Genomic DNA, 23,665 nt, shown 5'->3' with positions numbered 1-23,665 from the left:
GGGAAGGCAAATCGGTAGTAGACTAGTAAACTTCCAGCCTTATTCTCCTCGCCCCATATAAGCGACCAGACCACCCCAGCCAAGGAAGCACAAAAGCCGAGACCCAAAAGCACAAACTAATTAGAAACTGCATAGAACTTTCCAGCTGACTGCAAATCTGCCTAAAAGCACACAGCTCCGATACTGAAAAAAAAGAAATCATGGATGCGAAGAGCATTGAAAGTAATAGATATACACCTACTACAACCAATCTCCGGACCTTTCCTGGATACTTATAGTCTAGCGATTCAGTGCGCTCATCAAGCACCTCATAGCCTGGCAATGAAGCCGGGTCCTTTACAACCACTAGCGACACTGAGAGAAAATCATGCACAGCTTGACGCTTCTTTGATGTAAGAATAGCGATTAGTGAAGGAACCCCTAAGAATAGTTTAAAGAACGTCCTGACAAGTGCCTGAAAAATATTAATTTTTTTATTGGCTCCCACCTTACGGATACGAATACCCATTAGATGATGCCCAACATTCCCACCAGTTAACGAAACCAATACCGGTTCAAATAAGATGATCGGCATTAGAATTAAAGCTGATTGGTACACATCATTTTTTAAGCCGATGCTAGTACCAACAGCTATTGAAAAGGCAACAACTACAACTAGCACCAAAGAATCAATCATCAATGCTCTAAGTCTTCTGGATAACTTGGGGTACATATTTGTTAGAAATTTCTATTCAAAGTGGCTTATTAAAGAGAGGCCCCTGTATACCACCTTTATCACCTCATCTAAAGTATTTTTAGTAGATCTATACTCCGAGGACACATGCATGCCAACTGTCTGTGACACCTTTGTACCACTAAAATACAATCTCATGGCAACGCAGGCTAAGGAGTTGATATTGCTCTCAACCACTCATGTTGACATGCTGCAACAACCTACAAATATGCCTTATCTATCCAAAATAATATTAAAACCACCATAGATTAATCTCTTACCATCAAATGGCATGGGGTTCTGATCTGGGTGCATCCTCGGGTCATCCATAACCGCTTGCCACCCAGAATCTCGAACTTCTTTAGAAGGCCAAACAACCCAGGAGAACACTACGGTTTCATTGCCTGCACACTTCACAGCCAAAGGGAACGAGGTTAATTCGCCCTCAGGAACATCATCACCCCAAGTTTCAACAACCTTTAGAGCCCCCTGCTCTTTAAATACTTCTGCAGCAATTTTTGCATGCTTAATATACTCTTCTTTATTGTCTGTGGGTACAGCTGCTACAAATCCATCTGCATAAGACATTTTTAAGCCTCCGATATTTTTCTAAATTGAAAATTTACTGTTGAAATTAAACACAGACTCGCAAAGTACCTCTAACTCTCAGAGCTAGTGATAATAAATAGGGCTTAGACCTAAATTTTTCCGGTCTATAGCCTATCTAAACAACAAGCCCAAGAATAACACTATCCAAAACGCAACTTCACAACCAATATCAATAAAGCGCCATCTGGCAGCCCCACTCACTGCATATAAATCGCCATTCACTTTGAAGCTACCAAATGTAGTGGTCTAATCCTTCCGGACACTTCGTTAAGATGGTAAAACTACCTAGCGAGGTGAAGTATGACAACAAAAGGTACACGCCGGAAATTCAAGCCGGAGTTCAAGAAAGACGCCGTAGCTCTTGTCTCAGAACAAGGGTATTCGATTTCCAAGGCCGCAGAGGCTGTAGGAACCACTGCTAACAATCTGCGACGCTGGATAAAGGAGCTGGAGCAGGAAGAGAGCGGAGTAAGGTTGGATTCGGGCGAACGAGCTGAACTGGATCAACTGCGACGTGAAGTAAAGCAATTGCGGATGGAGAAGGAAATCCTAAAAAAGGCCAGCGCCTTCTTTGCGAAAGAAATGAAATAAAGTACGAATTTATTAAAAAGCAGCAAGGTAGCTTTCCAGTTAGAGTGCTCTGCCGAGTAATGCAAGTAAATAAGAGCAGCTATTACGAATGGTGTCGTCGTAGTGATAGCCCAATAGATGGCCAGATTTGGCAACTATGCCATCGATTGAAGGCCTTATTTGCAGAATCTCGTGAGAGTCTCGGAAGCCGTCGGTTAATGAAGCTGTTGCGCAAAGAAGGCTTTGAAATTGGGCGTTATCGAGTCCGCAAACTCATGAAAAAGCTCGGCTTGGTTGTAAAACAGAAGAAGCGATTTACACTAACCACAAATAGCAAGCACCAACTGCCAGTTGCTGAGAATCTTCTAAATAGGGATTTCTCACCGAGTGCTAAAAATCAAGTTTGGACTACGGATATTACCTATATCTGGACTTTGCAGGGTTGGTTATACCTAGCAGTGGTAATTGATCTTTATTCACGCCGGATTGTTGGCTGGCACTTAGACCGCCAGATGGAGACGGCCCTGGCAAGTCGTGCACTGGTTATGGCTATCAATTTGCGCACCCCAACAAAAGGTCTGCTGCATCACTCTGATCGAGGTAGCCAGTATGCCAGCCATAGCTACCAAGCGCTACTAAAGCAGCATGGAATGGTGTGCTCAATGAGCCGCAAGGGAAATTGTTGGGACAATGCACCTACTGAGCGTTTTTTTAGTAGCCTGAAGCGGGAATGGTTAACAGGAAACCTCTATCCGACAAGGGAGGGTGCGATAACAGACGTGAGGGCCTATATTGCGTATTACAATTCACGCAGGATACATACAACACTGGGGGACGTAACCCCTATCGAATTTGAAAAATGTGCTTAGGAAAGTGTCCGGTTGGAGTTGACCACAACAAAAGGATAGCCCATAGGCTTATCCCTCGGACAACCTTATTAAACAAGCTCGGACTCTCTCAAGGATCGTTGTTTTGCTACCGCAGCCGCCTTATCAGGTAAAGGCAAAGCGACAGGTGCTTGCTGCGGCTGACTGGTAGCCATTACCACAGTGCTACCGTGACGTGCGGCAGTTACAAGCGCATCATTATCCGCAATGGCAGTCATAAAGCGCAGCGCTTCGTCAGCGCTGGTGCCTGCGCTGGTAAGAACCTTGATAGCCTCGGCAGCACTTTCGGCATATACCCGTCGCGCCTCACCCATTTTCTCCATACGGATCTTTACGGACTCACCATCAGCTTTAGCTTTACCCACTTCGCGTTCCCGGATTGCCTCAGCCTCATAGGTAGCGGCCTGCTTCTCCCGCTGCATTTCCATAACTTTGTTAGCCTGAACCTCTACCGACTTCGGCAGGCGTGGCTCATCCGACAATACATCGACAATCTCAACACCAAAGTCATGGAAAAAGTGGCGAAGACGCTCTTTGGCCTTATCCGCTATCTGTTCTTTCTTGTTATAAACATCTTCAAGCTCAATGCCATTAGCAACAGGAATAGCGGCATCCGTTGCAAAAGATTTTAGTTGTGCCTGATAATTTTCCAGGTCATACAATGCCTTGTAGGCGAGCCCCACATCTGAGGCCACCTGATGTTGCACTTTTAAAATCAACCCAAAGGTTACATGATTACTTGTTTTCAAGCTAAGCTCTACTGGCGTTTCGTGCAGTGCTGTAGAAGCCTTTTTATCAACCCAAGATAGATAAGGAATAATCAAGTTGAATCCAGGTGTAGCAGTCTTCCAGTATTTGCCTAAAAATAGAACAAAGTGGTACTGTTTTGGCTCAACGATAACAATAGCTTTAGCAAGCAAAAAGGCTGCCGCCACCAACGGTAAAATTGGCCAAAAAGGAAGGGCTTCCAAGAATTGTTCTAACATATATAAGTGTTTCCAAACAGTGGTATCAGCAAATTATCATTTAAATCACCAATAGAAAATATAACTAACGGATTGAGAAATCAAACTTTAACAAGGCTCTCTACCTAAGGAACCTCTGATCAATGAAGCATTTTTCTAGAATTAAGCTGAATTGTTTGAAAAATTCACTTTTCTACGCAAAACGCTTAATTTTCGCGTAATAGCCCCCTAATTTTTCACCTGAAATCCCCAGTTGGCGGATTTCAGGCACACCACCCCTAGGTGGCCAAGTATTTTCTCCCTATTAGTAAGTTAGTAAAGCCTGCTAGCAAGCACAGCCGCTCAGTATTCTTTAACAGTCCCCGATAGCGGACCTTGTTATAACCAAATACCCGTTTAATGTAGCGAAAGGGGTGCTCAACCTTCGCTCTTATCTGCGCCTTGATCTTTTCCGCCTTACAGAGTGCATCACGCCCAGGAAGAGTTTTCAGCTTGCTCGGCTTCATTGCTATGTACCAATCCACCTCTCGTTCTTTCAACTCTTCACGCTTCTCCGCACCAATGTATCCGGAGTCACCCCAGACTCTTCCTTCCTCCCCGTGGAGGACTCGCTCTGTGGCTGTAACATCATGCGAATTCGCTGCTGTTGTATCTACGCTATGTATTACTCCGAGCACATCATCAACCCCGATATGCATCTTCATTCCAAAGTGCCACTGATTGCCTTTCTTTGTTTGATGCATTTCTGGATCACGCTCTTTCTTTTTATTCTTAGTTGAAGTTGGTGCAGAGATAATAGTGGCATCTACAATGGTGCCTTCACGCAGTGCCATGCCATTCTCAGCAAGATGTTTATTGATTTCTTCAAAAAGGGCTGTACCTAGCTGATTCAGCTCCAGTAAGTGGCGAAAGTTAAGAATCGTTGTTTCATCGGGAATTGGGCCGCTCAAAGTCAATCCAGCAAAACTACGCATGGATTCAATTTCATACAGTGCATCCTCCATAGCGGGATCACTGAGATTATAAAATAGCTGCATGCAATGAATACGGAGCATGACACTTAATGGATATGGCTGTCGGCCACGTTTGCCTTGTGGATAGCAAGGAGTGATCTGAGCCTCTAGTCGCTGCCATGGGATGAGGGCTTCCATTTGAGAAAGAAACTTCTCTCGGCGAGTTATACGGCGCTTTAGCTTATATTCTGCTTCGGCAAAGGTGACTTGGTGCATAATCTATCGTAGTCTTGACGGATTACTGAATACTACCAAATTGGCTCGGAATTATTCAGAGGTTCCCTAAGAGTCACTCAGGCTTACAGAAACTCTGATACTTTATTTAATCCAGTTCGACACTTATTTATCGACATACTAAAACAGGCTGCCTGCTTGAAACTTTAGCTTTATTCACCCTGACTTTTGGCTAACTAGCTTGAGCCAAACAGATAAACTCGAGCATATTTAAATTTTTGTAAAGTCCAATACATCATAAGTCCATCCGTTTGATATATACATTGTTTAATTGGCCGCAATCAGCACAAATGATGCTTCGAACTTTTTTGTGATTAAGGGCCGAAACAACTACTTTACATAACATGAATACAGGTTAGAGGCGAGGCTCCCTATGTCCGGCAGAGAGCTCTCCAGAGCACTTGGCCCCGAGGAAGTACTATTTACTGAGCTGGCAAGAAGAACATGCGGCGGAACCTTGATAATCTCATTTATCAAAGTTCTCATCCCTATGAGTATTGAGCAACTCAAGTCTGGATTTGCCTGGATTCACACAATATATCCCCTACTACAAGCAAGGGTAGAGACTGGGGAGCAGCTATTTTGGCGGTGTGACGTACCATTCGAATCGATCCCCTTTGAGATTAGAAGACTCGACAAACCTTTCGATTTTGAACACGAATTCAATCGTAGGGGCGAATCAGGGCTTGATGTCAGCAAATGTACTTATACTATTACCTTCTATATCAATTCTGATGACAAAGTAGAATGGGTTTCCTTAGCAAGTAGCCATGCAGCTTTGGATGGCCGGTCAATTATGACCTTATTCTATGTCTTGGATCTTTATTTTAAAAGTGATGATTCATTTAGACTTGAAGAGCAACCTCTTTATGATCCAGTTGAAAGCTATTTCAACTCTCCAAAACATTTTGCAAACAAAGAATCATCACAATTTAAAAACAATCTATTCAAGTGGCCAGTAGAGGAACCTGCATTTGCTGCTGAGCGAGAAGGACATGCCATCTACCGTGCTTTTCCCGTAGAAGAAATTACACAACTGGCAATATTGGGAAAACGTCATAAAGTAAGGCCCACAGCCCTATTTTGTGCGGCAGCTATTCAAGCCGCTCAAATACTGCCAAATCATAAGGACTGGATAAGTATCTTACTCCCCATGGATGTTAGGGATCTATGTGGCTCACAGATTGGAATTAGTGCTATCGGTGCCTTCTCTGCAGCAACAACCCTTGAGATAATGCCAGATATTGACATAGAGGACACATGGCAATTAGCACAATACTTACAGTTTGAACTTGATAGGCAAGCAGAGGCAGGAGAGTCTTGCAAATTTTTATTCCCGCAAAACTATAAGTTGAATGACATAATAGATTTCGTACAAGAATATGAAAATAATAAACCAGTATTTCCTGAGGGAATCTGTGTTTCTAATGTAGGAAGTATGAAAGCACTTAATACAGAAATGAAATACTTTGAGATTGTCAGTGGAATTCCACTTCAAACCCACGGCGCCCACCCAATTTCAATATTAACTTATTCAACCATGCGCAACTCTGTATTTGTTTTTTCATACTGTGACCCACTAACCAAAAGGGACAATATTTTAAACTTTGCGGAAAGGTTTATAAATACTCTAAAAAAACTGGAATTAAGTGACATGTAATACTACTTTGCAAACAGCCAAGCACAGATACACTAAACATATTTATACATCATTGAAAGTTAACTATTTCAAGGCGTCAACATGTCCGCATGGATAAGCGCCACCTTTAGCACAAGAAGCAACCAATCAGGCTTGCCTAGTTAAGCCGCAATCCTGTGTAGCACTCGAAAGAGTGCCTCCGTGGATATTAGAAACACACCCCCAACTTCACTGTAAGTCCTAAATCAGAGCACTTTTAACAATAAATTTATATTCACTTTGGGAGCACCTACTTCTCCTCAAGGTGAAGTAGGTGCTCACGGAAGCTTAGCTCAGTCTCATATACTCTTTAACAGCTTTTTCCCTCCCATGCACAATCCTATAAAGTAACGGAAGTACAAACAGAGTTAGAAGTGTGGAAGAAATAATCCCCCCAATCACAACCGTGGCCAGGGGCCTTTGTACCTCTGCGCCGGTACCCACATTCAATGCCATAGGCACGAACCCCAAGCTGGCGACCAGAGCAGTCATCAGTACAGGACGAAGACGAATCATTGCTCCGTCAATAATCGAAACCAAAAGCTCACCGCCCTGTTGCCGCAGCTGACGAATAAATGACAGCATTACCAGGCCGTTTAAAACCGCAACACCAGAAAGGGCAATAAACCCAACCCCTGCAGAAATCGATAGAGGCATACCGCGCAGCCATAGAGCTAGCACCCCGCCAGTTAGCGCTAAGGGAACTCCTGTAAAAATGATCAAGGCATCTTTGAATGAGCCGAAAGCCATTACTAGAAGACCGAGGATTACCAAAAGCGTCAGTGGGACAACGATAGAAAGACGCGTACTTGCAGATTCCAGTTGTTCAAATGTACCTCCATATACCAACCAGTAACCGGCAGGCAAAGACACCTGTTGTTGGATTCGGGCTTTTGCCTCCTCCACAAAAGATCCTAAATCGCGATCGCGTACATTCGCGGTTACCACTACACGGCGCTTGCCATTTTCACGGCTGACTTGATTGGGAGCCGGTGTCATTTCAAGATTGGCTACTTCAGACAAAGGCACATAGCTACCTAGCGGGCTACCAGCGGGTAAAGGTACAGGTAAGTCACCAAGATTTTCATAGTCCCGGCGCAGCCCTTCCGGCAGCCTTACTACTAATTGGAAGCGGCGGTCACCCTCATAAATCAGCCCTGCAGATTCCCCACCAATTGCGGTTGACACCAAGTCCTGTAGGGTTTTCAGGTCGATGCCATAGCGGGCAAGCGCTATACGCTTGGGGACTACAGAGAGAACTGGCAGACCTTCAACCTGCTCTACTCGAGCATCGGCTACACCCTCAATCCCATTTAACACACCCAGGATTTGATTAGACGAAGCGACCAGCTGGTCCAGGTCATCACCAAATACTTTGATGCCCAGATCTGCACGCACACCAGAAATCAACTCGTTGAAACGCATCTGGATTGGCTGGGTAAATTCGTAGTTATTACCTGGAAGCTCTCGAACGGCTGCTTCGATTTCTGCCACTAATTGCTCTTGAGGCAGTTTTGGATCGGGCCATTGATTTCTGGGTTTCAGGATCACAAAGTTATCAGCCACATTCGGAGGCATTGGATCTGTAGCCACCTCTGGAGTACCAATTTTTGCAAATACCTTGTCTACCTGGGGGAACTCCTTAATGCGCTGCTCTAGTAGACGCTGCATTTCCACCGACTGCTCGAGGCCAGTCCCCGGAATACGTAAAGCGTGTAGTGCAATATCGCCCTCATTAAGCTGGGGGATAAACTCAGAACCGAGAGTAGTTGCTAGCCAACTACAAAACAGTACTAAAGCAAGAGCCCCTGATAGTGCCAGCCAACGCACTTTCATTGCGGCAATTAAAAGCGGCTTGTACAGTGACTTAGTAGCAACTATCACCTTATTTTCTTTTTCACTGACTTTCCCGGTGAGAAAAACAGCAACCGCTGCAGGTACTACGGTGAGAGAAAGAACCAATGCAGCCAATAACGCCATAACCACAGTAGCGGCCATAGGGTGAAACATCTTCCCTTCGACACCAGTCAGTGTGAACAAAGGAATATACACCACCGTGATAATCAACACTCCAAAAAGGCTCGGGCGAATCACTTCATTGGTGGCCTGGAATACCAGCTCCAATCGCTCTTGCAGAGGTAACTTACCGCCCTTGCGCTGTTGGGCTTCGGCGAGCCTGCGAATCGCATTTTCTACGATAATTACAGCCCCATCGACAATCAGACCGAAATCGAGCGCACCGAGACTCATCAGGTTGGCAGAAACACCGGTTTGCACCATACCAAATATAGTGGCGAGCATGGACAGCGGGATTACAGCAGCTGTAATAAAGGCAGCCCGAATATTTCCAAGCAGCAAGAACAGCACGACGACTACCAGCAACGCACCTTCAATAAGGTTTTTCTGTACTGTAGCGATGGCTTTGTCCACGAGCGTCGTGCGATCGTAAACCGCTTCCACCTTTACACCTTCAGGTACAGTGGATTTTACTTGCTCCAAAGCTTCCGCCACATTGCGCGCGACCTCGCGGGAGTTTTCCCCCACCAGCATCATAGCGGTGCCCAATACGGTTTCTTCACCATCTCGCGTAGCAGCACCGGTACGCAGCTCTTTACCAATAGCCACTTCAGCAACATCAGAAATTTTAACCGGCACCCCGGATCGGCTGGTAATTACTACGTCTTCAATTTCTCCGATATTCTGTAGTTGTCCCGGTGAACGCACTAACAGTTGGCGTCCATTATTTTCCAGATAGCCAGCACCTCGACTTTCGTTGTTGCGACGCAAAGCCTCGGCAATATCCTCCATCGATACGCCGAAGTTAAGCATCTGGCGGGGGTCCGGTGTTACGTGATACTGCTTGCTATAGCCACCGATAGTATTTAGTTCCGTAACCCCCTGAACGAGAGACAATTGCGGTTTAATAATCCAATCCTGAATCTCCCGCAGTGCAGTGGCGTCGTAGGGCTGGCCATTGGGCTGGGTTGCTCCGGGCAGAGCCTCCACGGTATACATAAAGATCTCACCGAGCCCGGTGGCAATGGGCCCCATTTCCGGCTCCAACCCCGGGGGCAGATTGCTCTCGATGGTACCCAGACGACTGTTTATTAAGTTTCGCGCAAAATAGAGATCTGTCTCCTCTTTGAAAACCACGGTCACTTGGGATAGCCCGTAGCGCGAAATCGAACGGGTGTACTCCAAGTTGGGAAGTCCAGCAAGTGCCGCCTCTACCGGATAGGTGATTCTCTGTTCAGCTTCTAAAGGCGAGTAACCAGGTGCTTCAGTATTAATCTGCACCTGAACATTGGTGATATCGGGGACCGCATCAATAGGGAGTTTCTGGTAACTCCAAACCCCGAGCCCCACCAGAATGAAAATTAGGGACAGTACGAAATAACGCCGCTCAATGGAGAAGCGCAGGATGCTTTCAATCATCTTCTGGCCTCAATTAATGGTGGTGAGCAGCGCCGGATTTCTCTATATCCGCCTTGATTAAGTAACTGTTTTCAGTGACGTAGCGGTCTCCAGGGTTGAGTCCACTTAATACCTCTGTAACCCTGCCATCGGTCCGCCCAAGTTCCAGTGGGCGAATCTCATAAGCATCCCCTACTTTTACAAACACAACGGTCCAATTGCGGAAGGGTTGTAGCGCTTGATTTTCCACCACTAAGGGCGCAGGACTCTCATGGGTGACCACATCTCCTTGAACCATCAGGTCTGTTGTCCAAATGTCCTCTGGATTCTCAATCATCGCGCGGGCTATTGCGAAAGGCGTGCCATTGCCCCCCGGTGCCAAGCTGACAATTGTCGAATCAAATGAGAGCCCATCGGCGGTAATAGAAACTTTTTGCCCGCGAGTAATTTGTCCCCGGCGAGTGGGGAATACTTGAAGCTCTGCCCATATTTGCTTGTAGTTCGCAATCGTAAACAGTACCCGATCACCGCTAAACTCCCCTCGACTGGCCTGCTTATCGATAATCTGACCGCTGATAGGCGCTATCAAGGAATAAGTTTGCAAGCTGTCATTGGACTCAATTGTTGCCAGCTTTTCCCCCTTTTGTATGGAATCACCCAATGCTTTTTCAATCGTCATAATTGTGCCCGGATAGCGGGCGCGAACATGGCTGAGGCTGCGATGATCGATAGCAGTTTTGCCGTAAAGAGTGACGCGCTCTTGAATAACTCCCGGTGCGGCAATCGCAGTTTTAATGCCGGCTTTTGCAGCCATACCCTCGGCTATCTTTACGCGGCCCTCATAGGATTCGAACTTCCATTCAGCACTACCCCCCTTGTAGGTCAGGGAGAGTTCAATATCGAATGAATGGGGCTCAGGCAAATTTCTGTGGCTGCGCCAGTAATCAATACTGTCATCACGGGAAAGAGCTATTCGTTCTGACTCACCCCCAAGTCGAACTAGAATCAGGCTCAAGTCCGCATTATTCAGTGCTTCTCCATTTTTCTGAACCCACGCGCGAAACTCAGCCTTACCACTTTGCTCTACCAAAGCCAGCTCAACCACTAGGTCTCCGCGCTCCAGAAGTCGCCCTCCATGGGGCCCTTTGGACTCTTCTTCATGATGCCCTCCGCCATGGGAGCCACTTGCACAACTGAAATTGATCACCCCCATTGCTGATACCAAAAGGGAGAAGAACAACATCGCAAACTTTAATGTTTTATTTGATCTGCTCATTTTCTAAATCCAAATTCATTTGCTGCTATCAGCAGCTACAGCCCCTAAAGGTCGGGCAGTTAATCTCTCAATTTCCGCGCCATATAAATGGACAGATCGCGCCGCAACAATTCGGGAGCGCTCGGCATCGAGCAACTCCTCGCGGGCAGAAATTAATTCAACATAGGAATAGCGACCACGGCGATAAGCCCGACCCACTTCGGAGAGCCCCTCGCGCAGCATAGGGATTACGGTGTTTTCCATTTCATCGACGGTAGCCAGGGCTTGTTCCCGGCTTGTCACCGCCAGGAAAAGTTGGGGGTAGAGTTTTAGAAGCGCCGCCTCTCTCTCTAACTGAACCTGCTCCAACTCAGCCATCGCAGAGATTTCCCGACCCCGGTTGCGTCGACCGGTGAAAAGAGGCACGTTAATACCCGCCACCACCGCATTCTCATCATATTCGCGGTCGATACGGTAACCGGCATACCAACCGATATCCGGCTTCGACTTCGCCTGTGCCAAGTGCAGTTGCGATGTACGTAATCGCTCTTCCGAAGCAAATCGAGCAATGGCAGGGTTTTCCTGAGCTCTTTCGTACAACACCTCGAAACTCGCACCTGGCTCAAAACGAAACAACACGCTGGAATCAACAGTGAAGTCTTGCGTCGGCTGCCCCCAAAGTGCAGACAATACGTACTTGTAGTACGTCAGCATTCTCTCCTGCGCCTCAGCAGCCAAAATGGCTTTAGCCAACGCGGATTCTGCCCGCATGCGTTCAGCCACTGGCGAAGCTGCGGCATTCACCCTCGTAGTCACCACTTTCAGCGTTTCTTTGGCCAGTGAAACTTTTTCTGCTTCAAGAGCAAGCAACTCCGCGGCAGCAAGTACCTGGGCATAGGCTCGAACTACCTCGGCCAAGACATCTAACGCAGTCGCCTGCTCATCAGCAATCAAGAGATCCCGTTGGGCATTAACTACATCAATACGAGCTTCACGTTTTCCACCCAACTCAATAACTGACGACAGTGAGGCGGTCAGTTCAAGCTCGGTATACTCATCATCGCCATCATCGTCGTCACTTGGAGGACCCGGGGGGCCTGGAGGCCCGGGAGGGCCATTACCTGATGAGCCATCGTCGTAGGTTGCATACTCAGCTTCAAAGCCAAAATCCCAAGCAGGACGCTGTTTTGCGGTGAACTCAGCACCATCCAAAGCCCATTGCTGGAAAGGAAAAACTGCAATTTGGGGGTTTTGTGCCAGCGTTCTCTGTATTGCCTCTGGCAGTGTTAATAGCTCCCCTTTCTGCGCAAAAACAGTTTGCGCAGATAAACTCAAAGTGGTCGCCAGCAAGAATTTAGCGGCTGCACGACCCACCACGCCCCTAAAGAGCGTGTAATTAAAATCCATGGAATTCTCCCAAGTCACAACTCGATCAGCATGCGTGGGCAAAAGCTACATACTTCTATAGCGGCACACGCAGTATTTAACTAATCAGACTTGGGTTATAGGTGGGCGTAAAAGTGGAGAAAAATAACCTGAGGGCACAGCTGCACTGATTGTGTCACTGTAACTGATAGTGCCCCGAAGAAGAGGTTGATAAGACTGCCCCAAAAGCCCGGTTGCATTAATTCCGTGACAATGGCAACAGTGATTACAGAAATCCAACGTCGGTGTAGATTGCTCTTCACCGGAGGAAGGCAGCGAGAAAGTGACGGAACCCCCATCAGGCTCGTCAGTAGGAGCTACCCCCGGGAGTTGATCTGTATGATTTGAAGAGAAGTGGATGGTGATATCTTCTAGCTCATCATGACTGTCATAGAAGGCGCCAGCTGTCTGGAAAATCAGCAGCGCAATCAGTAAAAATGACAGACGAACCACATTCATAGGAGCAGGCTAGTATCAATAATGGATCGACTCTAGCAAACATAACCCAGAGCCTCAATTGAATACGGCAAAAGTTTTGTAAAACAACAGCTTATTGACCAGCAATTCTGGATAGCCAGTCTCGTTTCAATACTCGTTTTTACGCAACAGCAGGCGCGAAGGTTCTCCTCTACACTGATTCAGATGCCACAACTATGGCTATGTATTGGGAGGTACCGGTAAATGCTTGCTTTTCAACCCTTTGGTGGCTTGGCTAGGGCGCTGATTCTTGCAGCGACGGTGGCATTAGCCCCTGCGATTGTCGCTCAAAACCCGACTCCACCCCCGCAACCCGATAGCACTGGCTCCCAAGGCCAAACCCCGCCACCAGGGCACCCCACTCAATCGACCGATGACAGCAATACCCCCCAGCCGCCAGGGCAAATGCAGCAAGGAAAACCTCCTCAAGGCCAAATGGGGGCCATGGAATCAAACGAGCCCCTAGACCCCAAGGCGATGGCAACCTTGAAAAGAATGGGTGACTACCTCGCCAGTCTCAAAATGATGATGTTTAACGCCGATATATTCACTGAGGTCGTTCTGGAAAATCAGGAAAAGCTCCTGATTGGCGGTACCGTCAAATATATGGCAATGCCACCGAAGCAACTGCGCGTAGACCTGAAAACAGATTCTATTACCCGTCAGTTTATTCACAATGGCGACAAGTTCACCGTGATTGCTCCCCGCGATGGTTACTTCGCAGAAATGGAAGCACCCCAGCCTACAGCGGAAGTTTTAACCAAAGCCGCCAAGGATTACGGCATTGAGATTCCTTTTGCCGACCTCCTCGAATGGGGAAGGAAGGAAAATGTTTGGTCCGGTATCAAAGAAGGCTTTCTGGTAAACCGGCCTATGGTTGACGGCCAAAAAACCGAGCACTGGGCATTTCGCTCTGAAAACCTGGACTGGGAAATCTGGATCAAGGCTGGTGACAAGCCCCTACCCCTGCGTATTTCAACAGTGAATACCCGCGACCCCGCCAAGCCGCGCTTTATTGCCACCTTGAAATGGATGGAAGCCAAACCTGGTGCCGCCGGGCAATTTACCCCTTCCACCGACAAGCTCAAGCAAATTCAGTTTAAGAAGGCGGAACCCAATAAGGAGGCCACACCATGATGCATCGCAACGGTCAAAAGACGGGTTTCCTTGCACAACTGGTTGTGCCTGCCCTGGTCACGGGGGCACTACTGACTGCATTGGCCAGTCCCTCAGCCGAAGCCTTTGGTCGGTTTGGTGGTGGTGGGGCTCATTTCAATATTGGGGGACATTTTAATGGGATGCGTCCGATGGGTGGAGGCTTCCACGGTGGCTATGCCCCGGGGGAGTTTGCAAGGCGCTTTCCCAATCACCCCCCATTTCACCCCCATCATCCACCCTACCCACCGCCCCCTTGGCGCCCCCACTACTGGCCCTACCCGGGACCAGCATTTTGGGGTACGGCAGCAGCCGTAGGTGTCGGCGGGTGGTTATATACGTTGCCTCGCAGCTGTGTTGCAGTAACTGTTGGTAACGTTACCTATGAGCACTGCGGGTCCTACTGGTATGAACCGCACTTTGTCGGTGGCCATATCGCCTACCGCCCGGTTCGCCCTCCCCGCTAGGAACGCCAATATTGGATAAGTGGCCCCAAGTTCGAAATGCTATTTTTCGTTGTCAGCTTTCTCGGGGCCACCCTGAGCATAGGATTTGGTGATATGCCTGAGGGTCTTTATCTGCTTGCCGAAATTGCGGCAAGGTGCACAAACCGCCAAATGTAACTTCAGGCTCGCCTTCTCGGAAATGAGCAGGTCCCTCTCCTGGGACTCAGACATCAGCCTTGTGGCTTCCCGGCAGGTCTTCATCATTGTCACTTCTCCACACCAAACCAGTTATCTTCCAGGCACTCGCGCAAGCGAAGGCGCGCCCTGTGCAATGTGACATTTAAGTTGCTAACGGTAATCTCCATGGCAGCACAGATCTCATGACTTTCCAGCTCAATAAATTCCCTCATCATAAAGATCTGCGCTTGGCGCGAGGGAAGATGGCTGAGACAGGCCTCGAAGATTCGCCAGAAATGCTTATCATGAATTGCCGACTCAGGATCAGCCCAGCGTTTGGGCTTTTCATCCTTCTGCCAGTGCCCTGTCTGATCAAACAGCTCATCGTGATCATATTCTTCCCTATCCCCACGAACCAATTGATCCGCATCCACGAAGCGCTGTCTCTGTCGCAATATATCGGCAATCTTGTTCTTGAGAATGGCGAAGACCCAGGTCTTCAAAGCCGAGCGACCGGAAAAGCTGCGCGAGTTCTTTAGGGCACCCATCAACGCTTCCTGAACAGCATCCTCAGCCAGCTGTGTATCCTGCAACTGCAAACTGGCAAAACGCAGCATCTGCTGGCGCAAATCCACCAAGAACTGCGAATTCTGTAAAGAATCCTCGGCGGACTCTGTCGAAGCACTGGGAGCTAGGTGATCGCTCAATTACGTTCCCTCATAATATCGAAGCGGAGAGAGTCGATATTAACGAAAATAATGCGATTCTCTACAAACCAATTCCCACTGGCGCCAAAAGGCAATTTTGCGGATTCTGAAATATCCAGTGCATCATGCTGGTATTTTTGTGCCAATTGAGACTTTTCTGCTTTGCCCCGCCCCTCGAGCCAGAATAAGTTAAATATCATGCCAGTATAGGGCTTTGTATCAGTTTCGAAAGCAGAAACCTTTGACAGAAGAACTTATAACTCCTCAACTCTTTCGTGATTTCTCTGGTTTTTAGTCGCAAGAACCGCAGACTTGTTACACTTCCTCAGCAAAAATACAAAATGCGCCAATATCAGCGCAACTGCGCCTTTTTGGTTAACCCCCGCAATAGGTAAAGAGCCAATGCACGATTTAGTACAGGACTACTACGGACGCCAACTAAAGAACTCTTCGGACCTGAAGACCAATGCCTGTTGTGATCCCAGCGATATGCCAGAGTGGCTAAAACCATTACTGTCCAATATTCACCCTGATGTCCTATCCCGCTATTACGGCTGCGGACTTGTCTGCCCTCCACTTTTGGAAGGTTGCCGGGTACTGGATCTTGGCTGTGGCTCAGGCCGGGATATTTACTTGCTCTCCCAGCTGGTAGGCCCAAAAGGTGAAGTAGTAGGTGTCGATATGACGGAAGAGCAGTTGGCTGTGGCCAGGCAGCACCAAGCCCATCACGCCGACAAGTTTGGCTATGACAATGTCCGCTTCCTGCACGGCTACATCGAAAAGCTGGAGGAACTGGAATTAGAGCCTGAAAGCTTTGATGTGATCATTTCCAATTGTGTGGTTAACCTCTCCACAGACAAAGATGCTGTACTCAAAGGCTTGTTCCGGCTGCTGAAACAAGGGGGAGAATTTTACTTCTCCGATGTCTATGCCGACCGTCGCATTCCCCCCGCAATTAGCTCTGATCCCGAACTATTCGGCGAGTGTCTTGGGGGCGCACTCTACTGGAATGACTTCCTGGAAATTGCTCAGGGCAGCGGCTTCCGCGATCCACGCCTGGTGGAGAGTCGGCCATTACTTATCACCAACCCAACCCTGGCCCAGCGCTGTGGTTCAATTCGATTTTTTTCCGCCACTTACCGCTTATTCAAATTATCGCAATTGGAAAAAGACTGTGAAGATTACGGCCAAGCCGTGATTTATAAAGGCACACTGCCAGGCTCTGCCGATCAATTCACTCTCGATGGACACCACATTATTGAAACCGGACGAATATTCCCTGTGTGCGGGAATACTTGGAGAATGCTCGCAGAAACCCGTCTCGCACCCCACTTCGAGTTTATTGGCGATTTTTCGCGGCACTTTGGCCTGTTTCCCGGCTGCGGCAAGGAAATGCCATTTGCCAGCGGCACTCCCGAAGCGGATCAATCGAGTACCCAGTGCTGTTAACCCTGACCCTGGAAATGGGAGCCCCCTAACGGGCTCCCTTTGGAATCCCAACTACCGCCCCCAAAAAGTAAGGTATCTTTTTCTCCAACCAATAGCTGGGGCTCCATGCCGTCCCATCTATAAACCCTACATGCCCCCCTCGATCACTCACCGCCAGATCGACAGCAGAGCTGACTTCGCTGTTTACAGGGATCGCTGATGGGCAAATGAAAGGATCATCAACAGCGTTGATAATCAAAGTCGGCGTGCGAATATCTTTAAGTAAAGGCTTACTGGATGCCTGGGTGTAATACTCATCCACATCACGAAAACCATGTAACGGCGCAGTGAAAGCACTGTCGAAATGCCGGAAATCGACAAAGTCTCCACTGCAATTGAGATCGGGTAAGGCCGCTGCCAGCTGTGGGTCTTTAGCCTTATGAAGCAGGCTCAAACGAAGCCCGCTAATCAGGTGGCGCTCATAAAGGTGGGATATACCAGTGTTGATGTAGCGACTACAGGCATGGAGGTCCATTGGCGCCGAAACAGCAATCCCAGCGGCTGCCTGCCCGCAGCCGCCATCCTCACCTAACATTTTCAGGACAACATTTCCGCCCAATGAGAAGCCAACCACGGCAATCGTCATTAATGGAAACTGCTTCTTAAGTTCACTAACCAGCCAGCGAGGATCCTCAGTGTCACCGCTGTGATAGGCCCTCGGCAACTTGTTAGGCACACCACCACAACCTCGAAAATGCATTACAGCGACCTGGTAATGGTATGCCAGAAGAGTTTCCATCAGCCCCTGCACATAGGGCGATTCAACCGAACCTCCCAAACCGTGAAGTATCAATACCAGGGGATAATCGGGATCATTGCGTAGCGGCCTGGGAAAATGCAAAGAAAGGCGGTCGCCATCAGGCGTTTCGTACCAGCGGCAATCTGTCTCAATCCAGGGGGTGGCGCGGTGAAAACGACTGAATACGGTCTGGATATGTCGATTACCAAGGCCTGGGGCTGGAGAAAAAGAATTAACCATAGATTTCTATCAATAGTCGAAACAACCGGGGCTATCAGTTTCCTGCTGATGGTTTAGGGATTGTTGCCCCTTTCGTTTCTGGGACAAAAATCAGAAAAAATGTACCGGCGATCAGAGCAATAGCTCCCAAAGTAAGAAAAGCAACGCCATAGCCAAAATACTGAACAATATATTCCGCAGAAAAATTACTACATGCCGAACCAATTCCCACCAAGGCAGCCATAGCGCCCTGAGTAACATTGAAACGGCCCGTACCACGTGTCAGGTCGGCACACATTAAAATAATAATGACGCCAAATATACCATTAGCCACGCCATCCAGGGATTGAATTGCTACCAGGAAGTACGGATTGTCCGTAGACATGAACAACAGCGCCCGTACCGGATTGATAAAAAAACCGATAAGGAAGATTAGCTTGCGCCCCCAGGTATCCGCTTTGGCCGCACACAGAAAGGACATCAGCATCATCATAAACTGGGCGGCGATGATACAAGCTGATGTAAAGGCAATAGCTATATCGGCATTCGAGTTAATCGACAGTTTCTGACTCACCAAGGGCAACATCGCGGCATTGCCAAAGTGGAATAGAAACACGCTGACAGCCAAAGCGACCAGGCGCCGGTCAGACAGCAGTGACTTAAAGCCTGACGGCTGCGCTTTGCCCTCTAGATCCTTGTGCTCTCCGCCCCGAGCACGGATATGATCGATAGATTTTCCCGGAATAAAGGCTACCGAGATCGCCATAAGGGCACCCATAACCGCCATCAACCAGAACACCCCCTGCCCGGAAATAGTCAGGGCAAGAATCGCTGCAAGTCCAGCAGCAAAGACATTGCCCGCATGATTGGAGGCCTGGTTGGCACTGGTTTGATAGGTAAAGTTTTTATCGCTGGTAACCCCGAGTGTGATTGCCGCAATAGAAGGAGCCACGAAGGCAATTGCGCCTCCCATCAAAATCTGGGAGAGATAAATCAATGGCTTGTGGCTGGTAAATTCCACAATAGTGATAGAAACAATACCGATAATGATCCCGCAAGTGGCAATAAGCCCTCTCTTGAAGCGAGTACTATCGATAAATGCGCCAGCAGGTGTCTGCAGCAGTACAGTGGTTACCCCGCCAATTGCCAGGACAACCCCAATATCTCCCGGCTTCCAGTGCATGGCAGAGAGCAGGTAGATCGCCAGATATGGCCCCAACCCCGCAACCACATCTCCAGCAAAGAAATTCGTAAAGAGAAGAGGTTTGTTTAAACTCTTATGAACGGCCTTGTTGGCACTCCGCTGCACTGAATAGAGCCTCAGAAAATAGCAATGCTGAAAACCAGAGTAGCAGTTGGGACTAGCGACACTCGGATAACGATAGATGTCTATCAGCTTAACCGTCTCGGCGATCATCTTTATCCTAATAGCCGCGCGCCAATGGCTACCGTCTGCCGTTCGTATCTGGCACATCATGACCCTTGGCGCAGTAGCACTTTTGGCCTTGAGGCAAATCACACTTAAAGACGCATTCTTTGCTGTAGATTGGGATTTAATCCTCTACTTATTCTCTGTATTTTCGATTGCATCCGCTCTATACGACACAGGGATTTCAGCGCAAATCAGCAAGCGAATACTCTCCCGAAAAAACCCCAATACCATACTGGCAAGCTATGTCCTGATCATGGCCGTCTGCGCCGCCCTTCTCACCAATGATGCTGCAGCAGTGATTGGTGTACCCATCGCTCTATTGATGGCTAGGGATATGAACTGGGGTGTTGTACCCCTACTTATTTTACTTTGCGCCACAGTAACGATCGGAAGCATGATCTCCCCAGTCGGCAACCCACAGAATATCTTGATTGCCAACGCAGGGCGGTTTGACAATATGTTTCTGGTATTTGCCGAGTGGATCTTTATCCCGGCAGCAATCACCATGCTGCTGTCGATTCTTTGGTTAAAAAGGTTTCTTAAAGTTGACGAACCCAGTCACAATGTAGGCATTCAGCCACGAGAGGACAATGAGATAGCACAAAAATGGCCACCTCTATTGTCGGCAGCCCTTCTGGTTATTCTAATAGCATTAGGCAGTGTACTTCATAACGTAGAAGGTATTTACCACCCAACCTTGGGTCAAATAGGCTTGGTCGCCTGCTCACCCATTTATCTGGCGAGTCATGAAAGAAGAAGAATACTGAGAGAAGTAGACTGGCCCACCCTCTTTTTCTTTATTTCCATGTTTATTGTGACCGGCTCACTACTCAAGTCCGGATCACTACAGTTTTTTCTGCACGAAAGCGGGATTAATCTGGCTAAACCTGAAACCGTAACTTTTGCCAGTTTTTTTGCCAGTCAATTGTTTTCCAATGTTCCCGTAGTGGAAATCTACCTGAATCTGCTACATGAACACGACACCCAAACACTTATGATGCTATCAGCCATATCTACAGTTGCTGGTAACCTCTTTATCATCAGCGCAGCCAGCAATGTAATAGTGCTGCAGCAGGCGGAAAAATTTGGTGTGCAACCATTTAACTTCTGGCAATTCTTTTTATTGATGTTGCCGGTAAGTGTTATCAGTGTGGCAGCGAGTTATCTCTATATTATTTGGTACAGCTCGCTACAGACCTAAAAAAGGAGCTAACTCTGGGGCTTCTCGACTCGGACAAGGGGGCGGTAGTCTCCCCCTTCCAGCAGCAAATAAATATTGTAAGGTTCAAACTTTCCATCCACTTCCATCCCTGGGCTGCCAACTGGCATCCCGGGTACTAACAGACCAATTCCATTCTCTGGAGGAGAGGAAATAAATTGCAGGATATGTTTGACCGGAACATGGCCTTCAAAAACATATTTGTTGTGCCACACCGCCGTATGGCAACCCTCCATCCCCCGAGGAACCCCCCATCGCTGCCGAATTTTTGCCATATTCAGCTCAGAACTGGTAGATACAGCAATGTCGTTACCCCGTAGATAATCCACCCACTTGTTACAACAGAAGCAAAGCGGGTGTTTATACACAATAAAACTATCGGCATCCCACTGTTTTTTTTCCTCCGTAACAGCAAAACTTGCTGGTACGACCAATATCACCAGTGAGAGGAGAAGACATTCCCTAGATAGCCTGGGCATAGTGAATAGCATAAGATTCAGAGGAATCAGTCCAGTGGCGAACAGGCTTAAAGCCGCCTTTCATCAACAGGGTATTAAAACTACTCACTTTATATTTATGGCTATTCTCGGTATGAATAGTCTCTCCTTCCAAAAAGACGATTTGTTCCCCAGCGATTGCGACTCTCTGATCCCGAAGGCTAACTAAATGCATTTCTACGCGCTGTCGCAATGGCTGATAGAAGGCGCGATGAGAGAAAGATGACAAATCAAAGTTGCCTCCCAACTCACTGTTAATTCGTTGCAGGAGGTTCTTGTTAAACTGCTCCGTAATATGCTCACTATCGTGATACGCCCTCTCCAGCACAACGGAATCTTTAACTAAATCAGTTCCGATAAGCAGGCCGTCTCCCGCTCTCAAATTCGCCGCAAACGTCTCCAGCAATTGCTCCGCCCTATCCGGCTCAAAGTTTCCAATTGTCGAACCAGGAAAAAACACCACACGTTTTTTTGACTCAATATTTGACAGATTGTCCCATACTTCGGCTTGAGTAAAGTCACCCACTTCCGGCCAGATAGAAATATGAGGTAAGCCTTTTTTAATTCGTTGCCCCGCCAGATAGAGAATCTCCGGGGAAATATCGATGGGATAGTATCCGCTAGGGCTTTTTAAAAGATGCAGTAAGCCCTCTACTTTTTCGCAGTTGCCTGCACCGGGCTCCACCAGTAGTGCCCCTGGGCCAATTTCCTCAGCAATATCCGGTAGATACTGATTGAATATCTTAGCCTCAGTACGGGTTAAATAATAATCGTCTACATCACATATTTTCTCGAATAACTGAGAACCAAGTTCGTCGTATAGGTATTTACACGGTAGTGTTTTCTGATCTCCGGCCAACCCCCGTAACACATCATTGAGAAATTCATGGTCTTGTTGTGAACTTTCCTGCATTGATGATACGGCTGCTTTCACATTTAGTCTCCTGCCAAACGGATACCGGTAAATTGCCACGACTGATGTGGATAAAAGAAGTTGCGGTAACTGATCCGGATATGGTCAGCCGGGGTTGCAAAAGATCCACCGCGAAGAACCTTTTGGTTACACATAAACTTTCCGTTGTACTCCCCTACTGCATCCTCCCGGGCTCTGAAGCCCCGATAAGGCAAGTAAGCACTGGAAGTCCACTCCCACAAATCCCCTAAGAACTGCGTTTGTCCTCGCTGCGCCTGCAACGGCCTGAAGTGGCGTTTTTCCAGGAAATTAGCTGATGCCATCTGATTCGGCTGACGTAAATGACAAGCAGCTGCCTCCCATTCAAATTCGGTAGGCAATCGTTTTCCAGCCCAGGTTGCGAAAGCATCTGCCTCATAAAAAGAAAGATGACAGACAGGCTCAGCTGGATTTAAGGGTAGCAATCCATAGAGGGAGTACTGATGCCAACCATCGCCATTCAGCCGCCAATAGAATGGATGCTTTTGCTGGTTGTTCTGCAAATACAACCAACCATCCGAAAGCCACAGTCGATGCTGTTCATAGCCACCATCCTCTATAAATTCAAGGTACTCGCCATTGGTAACCAGTCGGGAGGCAATAACAAACTCATCGATAAACTGTTGATGCTCAGGTCCTTCATTATCAAAGCAGAAAGCGTCCCCATTACTCCCAATCCCATAGAAGTCCTTGGGTATACTCAACCAGCGTAGCGGTTCCAGTGCCCCGTCTTCATCTTCAGGAAATATATCCCGGTAAGCTGGTGCCATGGGATTAGTTGATAGGGCATGCTTGATATCGGTCAATATCAATTCCTGGTGCTGCTGCTCATGATTCAAGCCCAGCTGGACCAACGCGGCCAAATTTTCAGGAATCGGGTACTCACAGAGCAACCGGTGCATGGAGTCATCGATGAATTTTCGATATTCATAAACCTGGGCACTATCAGGACGTGAAATTAGCCCCCTGTTAGGGCGTGCAAAGGGGGTACCCAAACTGTTGTAGTAAGAGTTGAACAGGTGGTTGAAGTGTGGGTTAAACGTTTGATATCCCCGCAACCGGTTGGCAAGGATAAAGGTCTCAAAGAACCAGCTCGTATGTGCTAAATGCCATTTGGTAGGGCTGGCATCTGGCATAGACTGTAGCTGCATATCCTCCGGGGATAACGGCAACGCGAGGTTCTCTGTCTCTGCACGAACTTTCTGGTAATCACTGAGAAGTTGATGTTGTACTTCCTCTAAAGTTACTTCACCGACGTGTATTGCCATATTAGTAATCAACTGCGACACATTTCTTCTCTATTGAAATCATCATACGCAGTTTTAGGTGTAAACCTAGAGGGTAGCTATTCAACAGAAGGGTATATGCGCCAGTTTATTTTTCTCTTGAAGAATC

Annotated in this window: 21 protein-coding genes; 6 read left to right on the top strand and 15 right to left on the bottom strand. The window is 47.7% G+C overall.

Translation table 11 applies throughout. From position 1 onward, the window contains the following. Positions 1-22 precede the first annotated feature (22 nt). Both ACJJIW_RS16380 and ACJJIW_RS16375 read right to left on the bottom strand, forming a co-directional pair. Complete coding sequence (locus ACJJIW_RS16380; protein WP_444894044.1) at positions 23-712, bottom strand: RDD family protein; 690 nt, start codon at positions 710-712, stop codon at positions 23-25. Positions 713-946: 234 nt separating this feature from the next. Next, positions 947-1,300, bottom strand: a complete 354-nt coding sequence (locus tag ACJJIW_RS16375; protein WP_444935737.1) for a DUF1428 domain-containing protein — start codon at positions 1,298-1,300, stop codon at positions 947-949. A gap of 321 nt (positions 1,301-1,621) precedes the next feature. Here ACJJIW_RS16375 and ACJJIW_RS16370 point away from each other — a divergent pair. Beyond that, a protein-coding gene (locus ACJJIW_RS16370) for an IS3 family transposase (RefSeq protein ID WP_282932108.1) occupies positions 1,622-2,760 on the top strand; the annotation gives its coding sequence in 2 pieces (ribosomal slippage) (positions 1,622-1,871 and positions 1,871-2,760; 1,140 coding nt in all). A 68-nt stretch (positions 2,761-2,828) separates the two neighbouring features. Here the strand turns inward: ACJJIW_RS16370 and ACJJIW_RS16365 are convergent. Continuing rightward, a complete protein-coding gene (locus tag ACJJIW_RS16365; RefSeq protein ID WP_444935736.1) occupies positions 2,829-3,764 on the bottom strand; it encodes an SPFH domain-containing protein in 936 nt (311 codons plus the stop codon). A gap of 257 nt (positions 3,765-4,021) precedes the next feature. After that, a complete protein-coding gene (locus ACJJIW_RS16360) occupies positions 4,022-4,972 on the bottom strand; it encodes an IS5 family transposase (protein WP_444935735.1) in 951 nt (316 codons plus the stop codon). A 391-nt stretch (positions 4,973-5,363) separates the two neighbouring features. Between ACJJIW_RS16360 and ACJJIW_RS16355 the strand changes: the two genes are divergently transcribed. After that, positions 5,364-6,650 (top strand): hypothetical protein, encoded by a 1,287-nt coding sequence (locus ACJJIW_RS16355; protein ID WP_444935734.1) that lies wholly within the window; start codon positions 5,364-5,366, stop codon positions 6,648-6,650. A gap of 306 nt (positions 6,651-6,956) precedes the next feature. Here the strand turns inward: ACJJIW_RS16355 and ACJJIW_RS16350 are convergent, their stop codons facing one another. From ACJJIW_RS16350 to ACJJIW_RS16335, 4 genes are all read right to left on the bottom strand, one after another. After that, the gene (locus ACJJIW_RS16350; RefSeq protein ID WP_444935733.1) at positions 6,957-10,103 is read right to left on the bottom strand and encodes an efflux RND transporter permease subunit; all 3,147 of its coding nucleotides are present in this window, start codon (positions 10,101-10,103) and stop codon (positions 6,957-6,959) included. A 13-nt stretch (positions 10,104-10,116) separates the two neighbouring features. Next, the gene (locus ACJJIW_RS16345) at positions 10,117-11,358 is read right to left on the bottom strand and encodes an efflux RND transporter periplasmic adaptor subunit (protein ID WP_444935732.1); all 1,242 of its coding nucleotides are present in this window, start codon (positions 11,356-11,358) and stop codon (positions 10,117-10,119) included. Positions 11,359-11,373: 15 nt separating this feature from the next. Continuing rightward, the gene (locus ACJJIW_RS16340; protein ID WP_444935731.1) at positions 11,374-12,744 is read right to left on the bottom strand and encodes a TolC family protein; all 1,371 of its coding nucleotides are present in this window, start codon (positions 12,742-12,744) and stop codon (positions 11,374-11,376) included. Between the two features lie 84 nt (positions 12,745-12,828). Then, positions 12,829-13,221, bottom strand: a complete 393-nt coding sequence (locus ACJJIW_RS16335; protein ID WP_444913965.1) for a hypothetical protein — start codon at positions 13,219-13,221, stop codon at positions 12,829-12,831. A 222-nt stretch (positions 13,222-13,443) separates the two neighbouring features. On the opposite strand from ACJJIW_RS16335, the gene ACJJIW_RS16330 reads away from it, so the two are divergent. Further along, positions 13,444-14,376 (top strand): DUF2092 domain-containing protein, encoded by a 933-nt coding sequence (locus ACJJIW_RS16330; protein ID WP_444935730.1) that lies wholly within the window; start codon positions 13,444-13,446, stop codon positions 14,374-14,376. Then, complete coding sequence (locus ACJJIW_RS16325) at positions 14,373-14,861, top strand: hypothetical protein (protein ID WP_413662207.1); 489 nt, start codon at positions 14,373-14,375, stop codon at positions 14,859-14,861. Before ACJJIW_RS16330 ends, ACJJIW_RS16325 begins: the two co-directional genes overlap by 4 nt. Before the next feature lie 39 nt (positions 14,862-14,900). Here the strand turns inward: ACJJIW_RS16325 and ACJJIW_RS16320 are convergent, their stop codons facing one another. Together ACJJIW_RS16320 and ACJJIW_RS16315 are read right to left on the bottom strand one after the other, a co-directional pair. Then, entirely contained in the window at positions 14,901-15,104 is a 204-nt protein-coding gene (locus ACJJIW_RS16320) for a zf-HC2 domain-containing protein (protein WP_444935729.1), read from the bottom strand. A 2-nt stretch (positions 15,105-15,106) separates the two neighbouring features. Beyond that, positions 15,107-15,724: an RNA polymerase factor sigma-70 gene (locus ACJJIW_RS16315; protein WP_282933052.1), complete on the bottom strand. Its 618-nt coding sequence runs from the start codon at positions 15,722-15,724 to the stop codon at positions 15,107-15,109. 402 nt (positions 15,725-16,126) lie between these two features. Between ACJJIW_RS16315 and ACJJIW_RS16310 the strand changes: the two genes are divergently transcribed. Further along, positions 16,127-17,173 (top strand): methyltransferase domain-containing protein, encoded by a 1,047-nt coding sequence (locus tag ACJJIW_RS16310; RefSeq protein WP_444935728.1) that lies wholly within the window; start codon positions 16,127-16,129, stop codon positions 17,171-17,173. 25 nt (positions 17,174-17,198) lie between these two features. Here the strand turns inward: ACJJIW_RS16310 and ACJJIW_RS16305 are convergent, their stop codons facing one another. Both ACJJIW_RS16305 and ACJJIW_RS16300 read right to left on the bottom strand, forming a co-directional pair. Then, positions 17,199-18,191 (bottom strand): hydrolase, encoded by a 993-nt coding sequence (locus tag ACJJIW_RS16305; protein ID WP_444935727.1) that lies wholly within the window; start codon positions 18,189-18,191, stop codon positions 17,199-17,201. Positions 18,192-18,225: 34 nt separating this feature from the next. Further along, positions 18,226-19,479, bottom strand: a complete 1,254-nt coding sequence (locus tag ACJJIW_RS16300; RefSeq protein WP_444935726.1) for an MFS transporter — start codon at positions 19,477-19,479, stop codon at positions 18,226-18,228. 76 nt (positions 19,480-19,555) lie between these two features. Here ACJJIW_RS16300 and ACJJIW_RS16295 point away from each other — a divergent pair, with 76 nt between their 5' ends. Next, positions 19,556-20,803, top strand: a complete 1,248-nt coding sequence (locus tag ACJJIW_RS16295) for an ArsB/NhaD family transporter (RefSeq protein ID WP_444935725.1) — start codon at positions 19,556-19,558, stop codon at positions 20,801-20,803. Positions 20,804-20,811: 8 nt separating this feature from the next. Here ACJJIW_RS16295 and ACJJIW_RS16290 read toward each other — a convergent pair whose 3' ends face one another. From ACJJIW_RS16290 to egtB, 3 genes are all read right to left on the bottom strand, one after another. After that, complete coding sequence (locus ACJJIW_RS16290) at positions 20,812-21,096, bottom strand: DUF411 domain-containing protein (RefSeq protein ID WP_444935724.1); 285 nt, start codon at positions 21,094-21,096, stop codon at positions 20,812-20,814. Positions 21,097-21,283: 187 nt separating this feature from the next. Next, positions 21,284-22,252, bottom strand: a complete 969-nt coding sequence (gene egtD / locus ACJJIW_RS16285; RefSeq protein ID WP_282933059.1) for an L-histidine N(alpha)-methyltransferase — start codon at positions 22,250-22,252, stop codon at positions 21,284-21,286. A gap of 2 nt (positions 22,253-22,254) precedes the next feature. Then, positions 22,255-23,559, bottom strand: coding sequence for an ergothioneine biosynthesis protein EgtB (egtB, locus tag ACJJIW_RS16280; protein ID WP_444935723.1), 1,305 nt, complete (start codon positions 23,557-23,559; stop codon positions 22,255-22,257). Positions 23,560-23,665 lie beyond the last annotated feature (106 nt).

The organism is Microbulbifer maximicatervae (SeqCode) (genome assembly GCF_052467815.1).
Note: the sequence above shows the minus strand (reverse complement) of the source record. Positions and strands in the feature narration are given on the sequence as shown.

Coding starts and splice junctions, on each gene's coding strand:
- ACJJIW_RS16380 (WP_444894044.1), bottom strand. CDS start 712: ATGTACCCCAAGTTATCCAGAAGACTTAGAGCATTGATGATTGATTCT.
- ACJJIW_RS16375 (WP_444935737.1), bottom strand. CDS start 1,300: ATGTCTTATGCAGATGGATTTGTAGCAGCTGTACCCACAGACAATAAA.
- ACJJIW_RS16365 (WP_444935736.1), bottom strand. CDS start 3,764: ATGTTAGAACAATTCTTGGAAGCCCTTCCTTTTTGGCCAATTTTACCG.
- ACJJIW_RS16360 (WP_444935735.1), bottom strand. CDS start 4,972: ATGCACCAAGTCACCTTTGCCGAAGCAGAATATAAGCTAAAGCGCCGT.
- ACJJIW_RS16355 (WP_444935734.1), top strand. CDS start 5,364: ATGTCCGGCAGAGAGCTCTCCAGAGCACTTGGCCCCGAGGAAGTACTA.
- ACJJIW_RS16350 (WP_444935733.1), bottom strand. CDS start 10,103: ATGATTGAAAGCATCCTGCGCTTCTCCATTGAGCGGCGTTATTTCGTA.
- ACJJIW_RS16345 (WP_444935732.1), bottom strand. CDS start 11,358: ATGAGCAGATCAAATAAAACATTAAAGTTTGCGATGTTGTTCTTCTCC.
- ACJJIW_RS16340 (WP_444935731.1), bottom strand. CDS start 12,744: ATGGATTTTAATTACACGCTCTTTAGGGGCGTGGTGGGTCGTGCAGCC.
- ACJJIW_RS16335 (WP_444913965.1), bottom strand. CDS start 13,221: ATGAATGTGGTTCGTCTGTCATTTTTACTGATTGCGCTGCTGATTTTC.
- ACJJIW_RS16330 (WP_444935730.1), top strand. CDS start 13,444: ATGCTTGCTTTTCAACCCTTTGGTGGCTTGGCTAGGGCGCTGATTCTT.
- ACJJIW_RS16325 (WP_413662207.1), top strand. CDS start 14,373: ATGATGCATCGCAACGGTCAAAAGACGGGTTTCCTTGCACAACTGGTT.
- ACJJIW_RS16320 (WP_444935729.1), bottom strand. CDS start 15,104: ATGATGAAGACCTGCCGGGAAGCCACAAGGCTGATGTCTGAGTCCCAG.
- ACJJIW_RS16310 (WP_444935728.1), top strand. CDS start 16,127: ATGCACGATTTAGTACAGGACTACTACGGACGCCAACTAAAGAACTCT.
- ACJJIW_RS16305 (WP_444935727.1), bottom strand. CDS start 18,191: ATGGTTAATTCTTTTTCTCCAGCCCCAGGCCTTGGTAATCGACATATC.
- ACJJIW_RS16295 (WP_444935725.1), top strand. CDS start 19,556: ATGTCTATCAGCTTAACCGTCTCGGCGATCATCTTTATCCTAATAGCC.
- ACJJIW_RS16290 (WP_444935724.1), bottom strand. CDS start 21,096: ATGGCAAAAATTCGGCAGCGATGGGGGGTTCCTCGGGGGATGGAGGGT.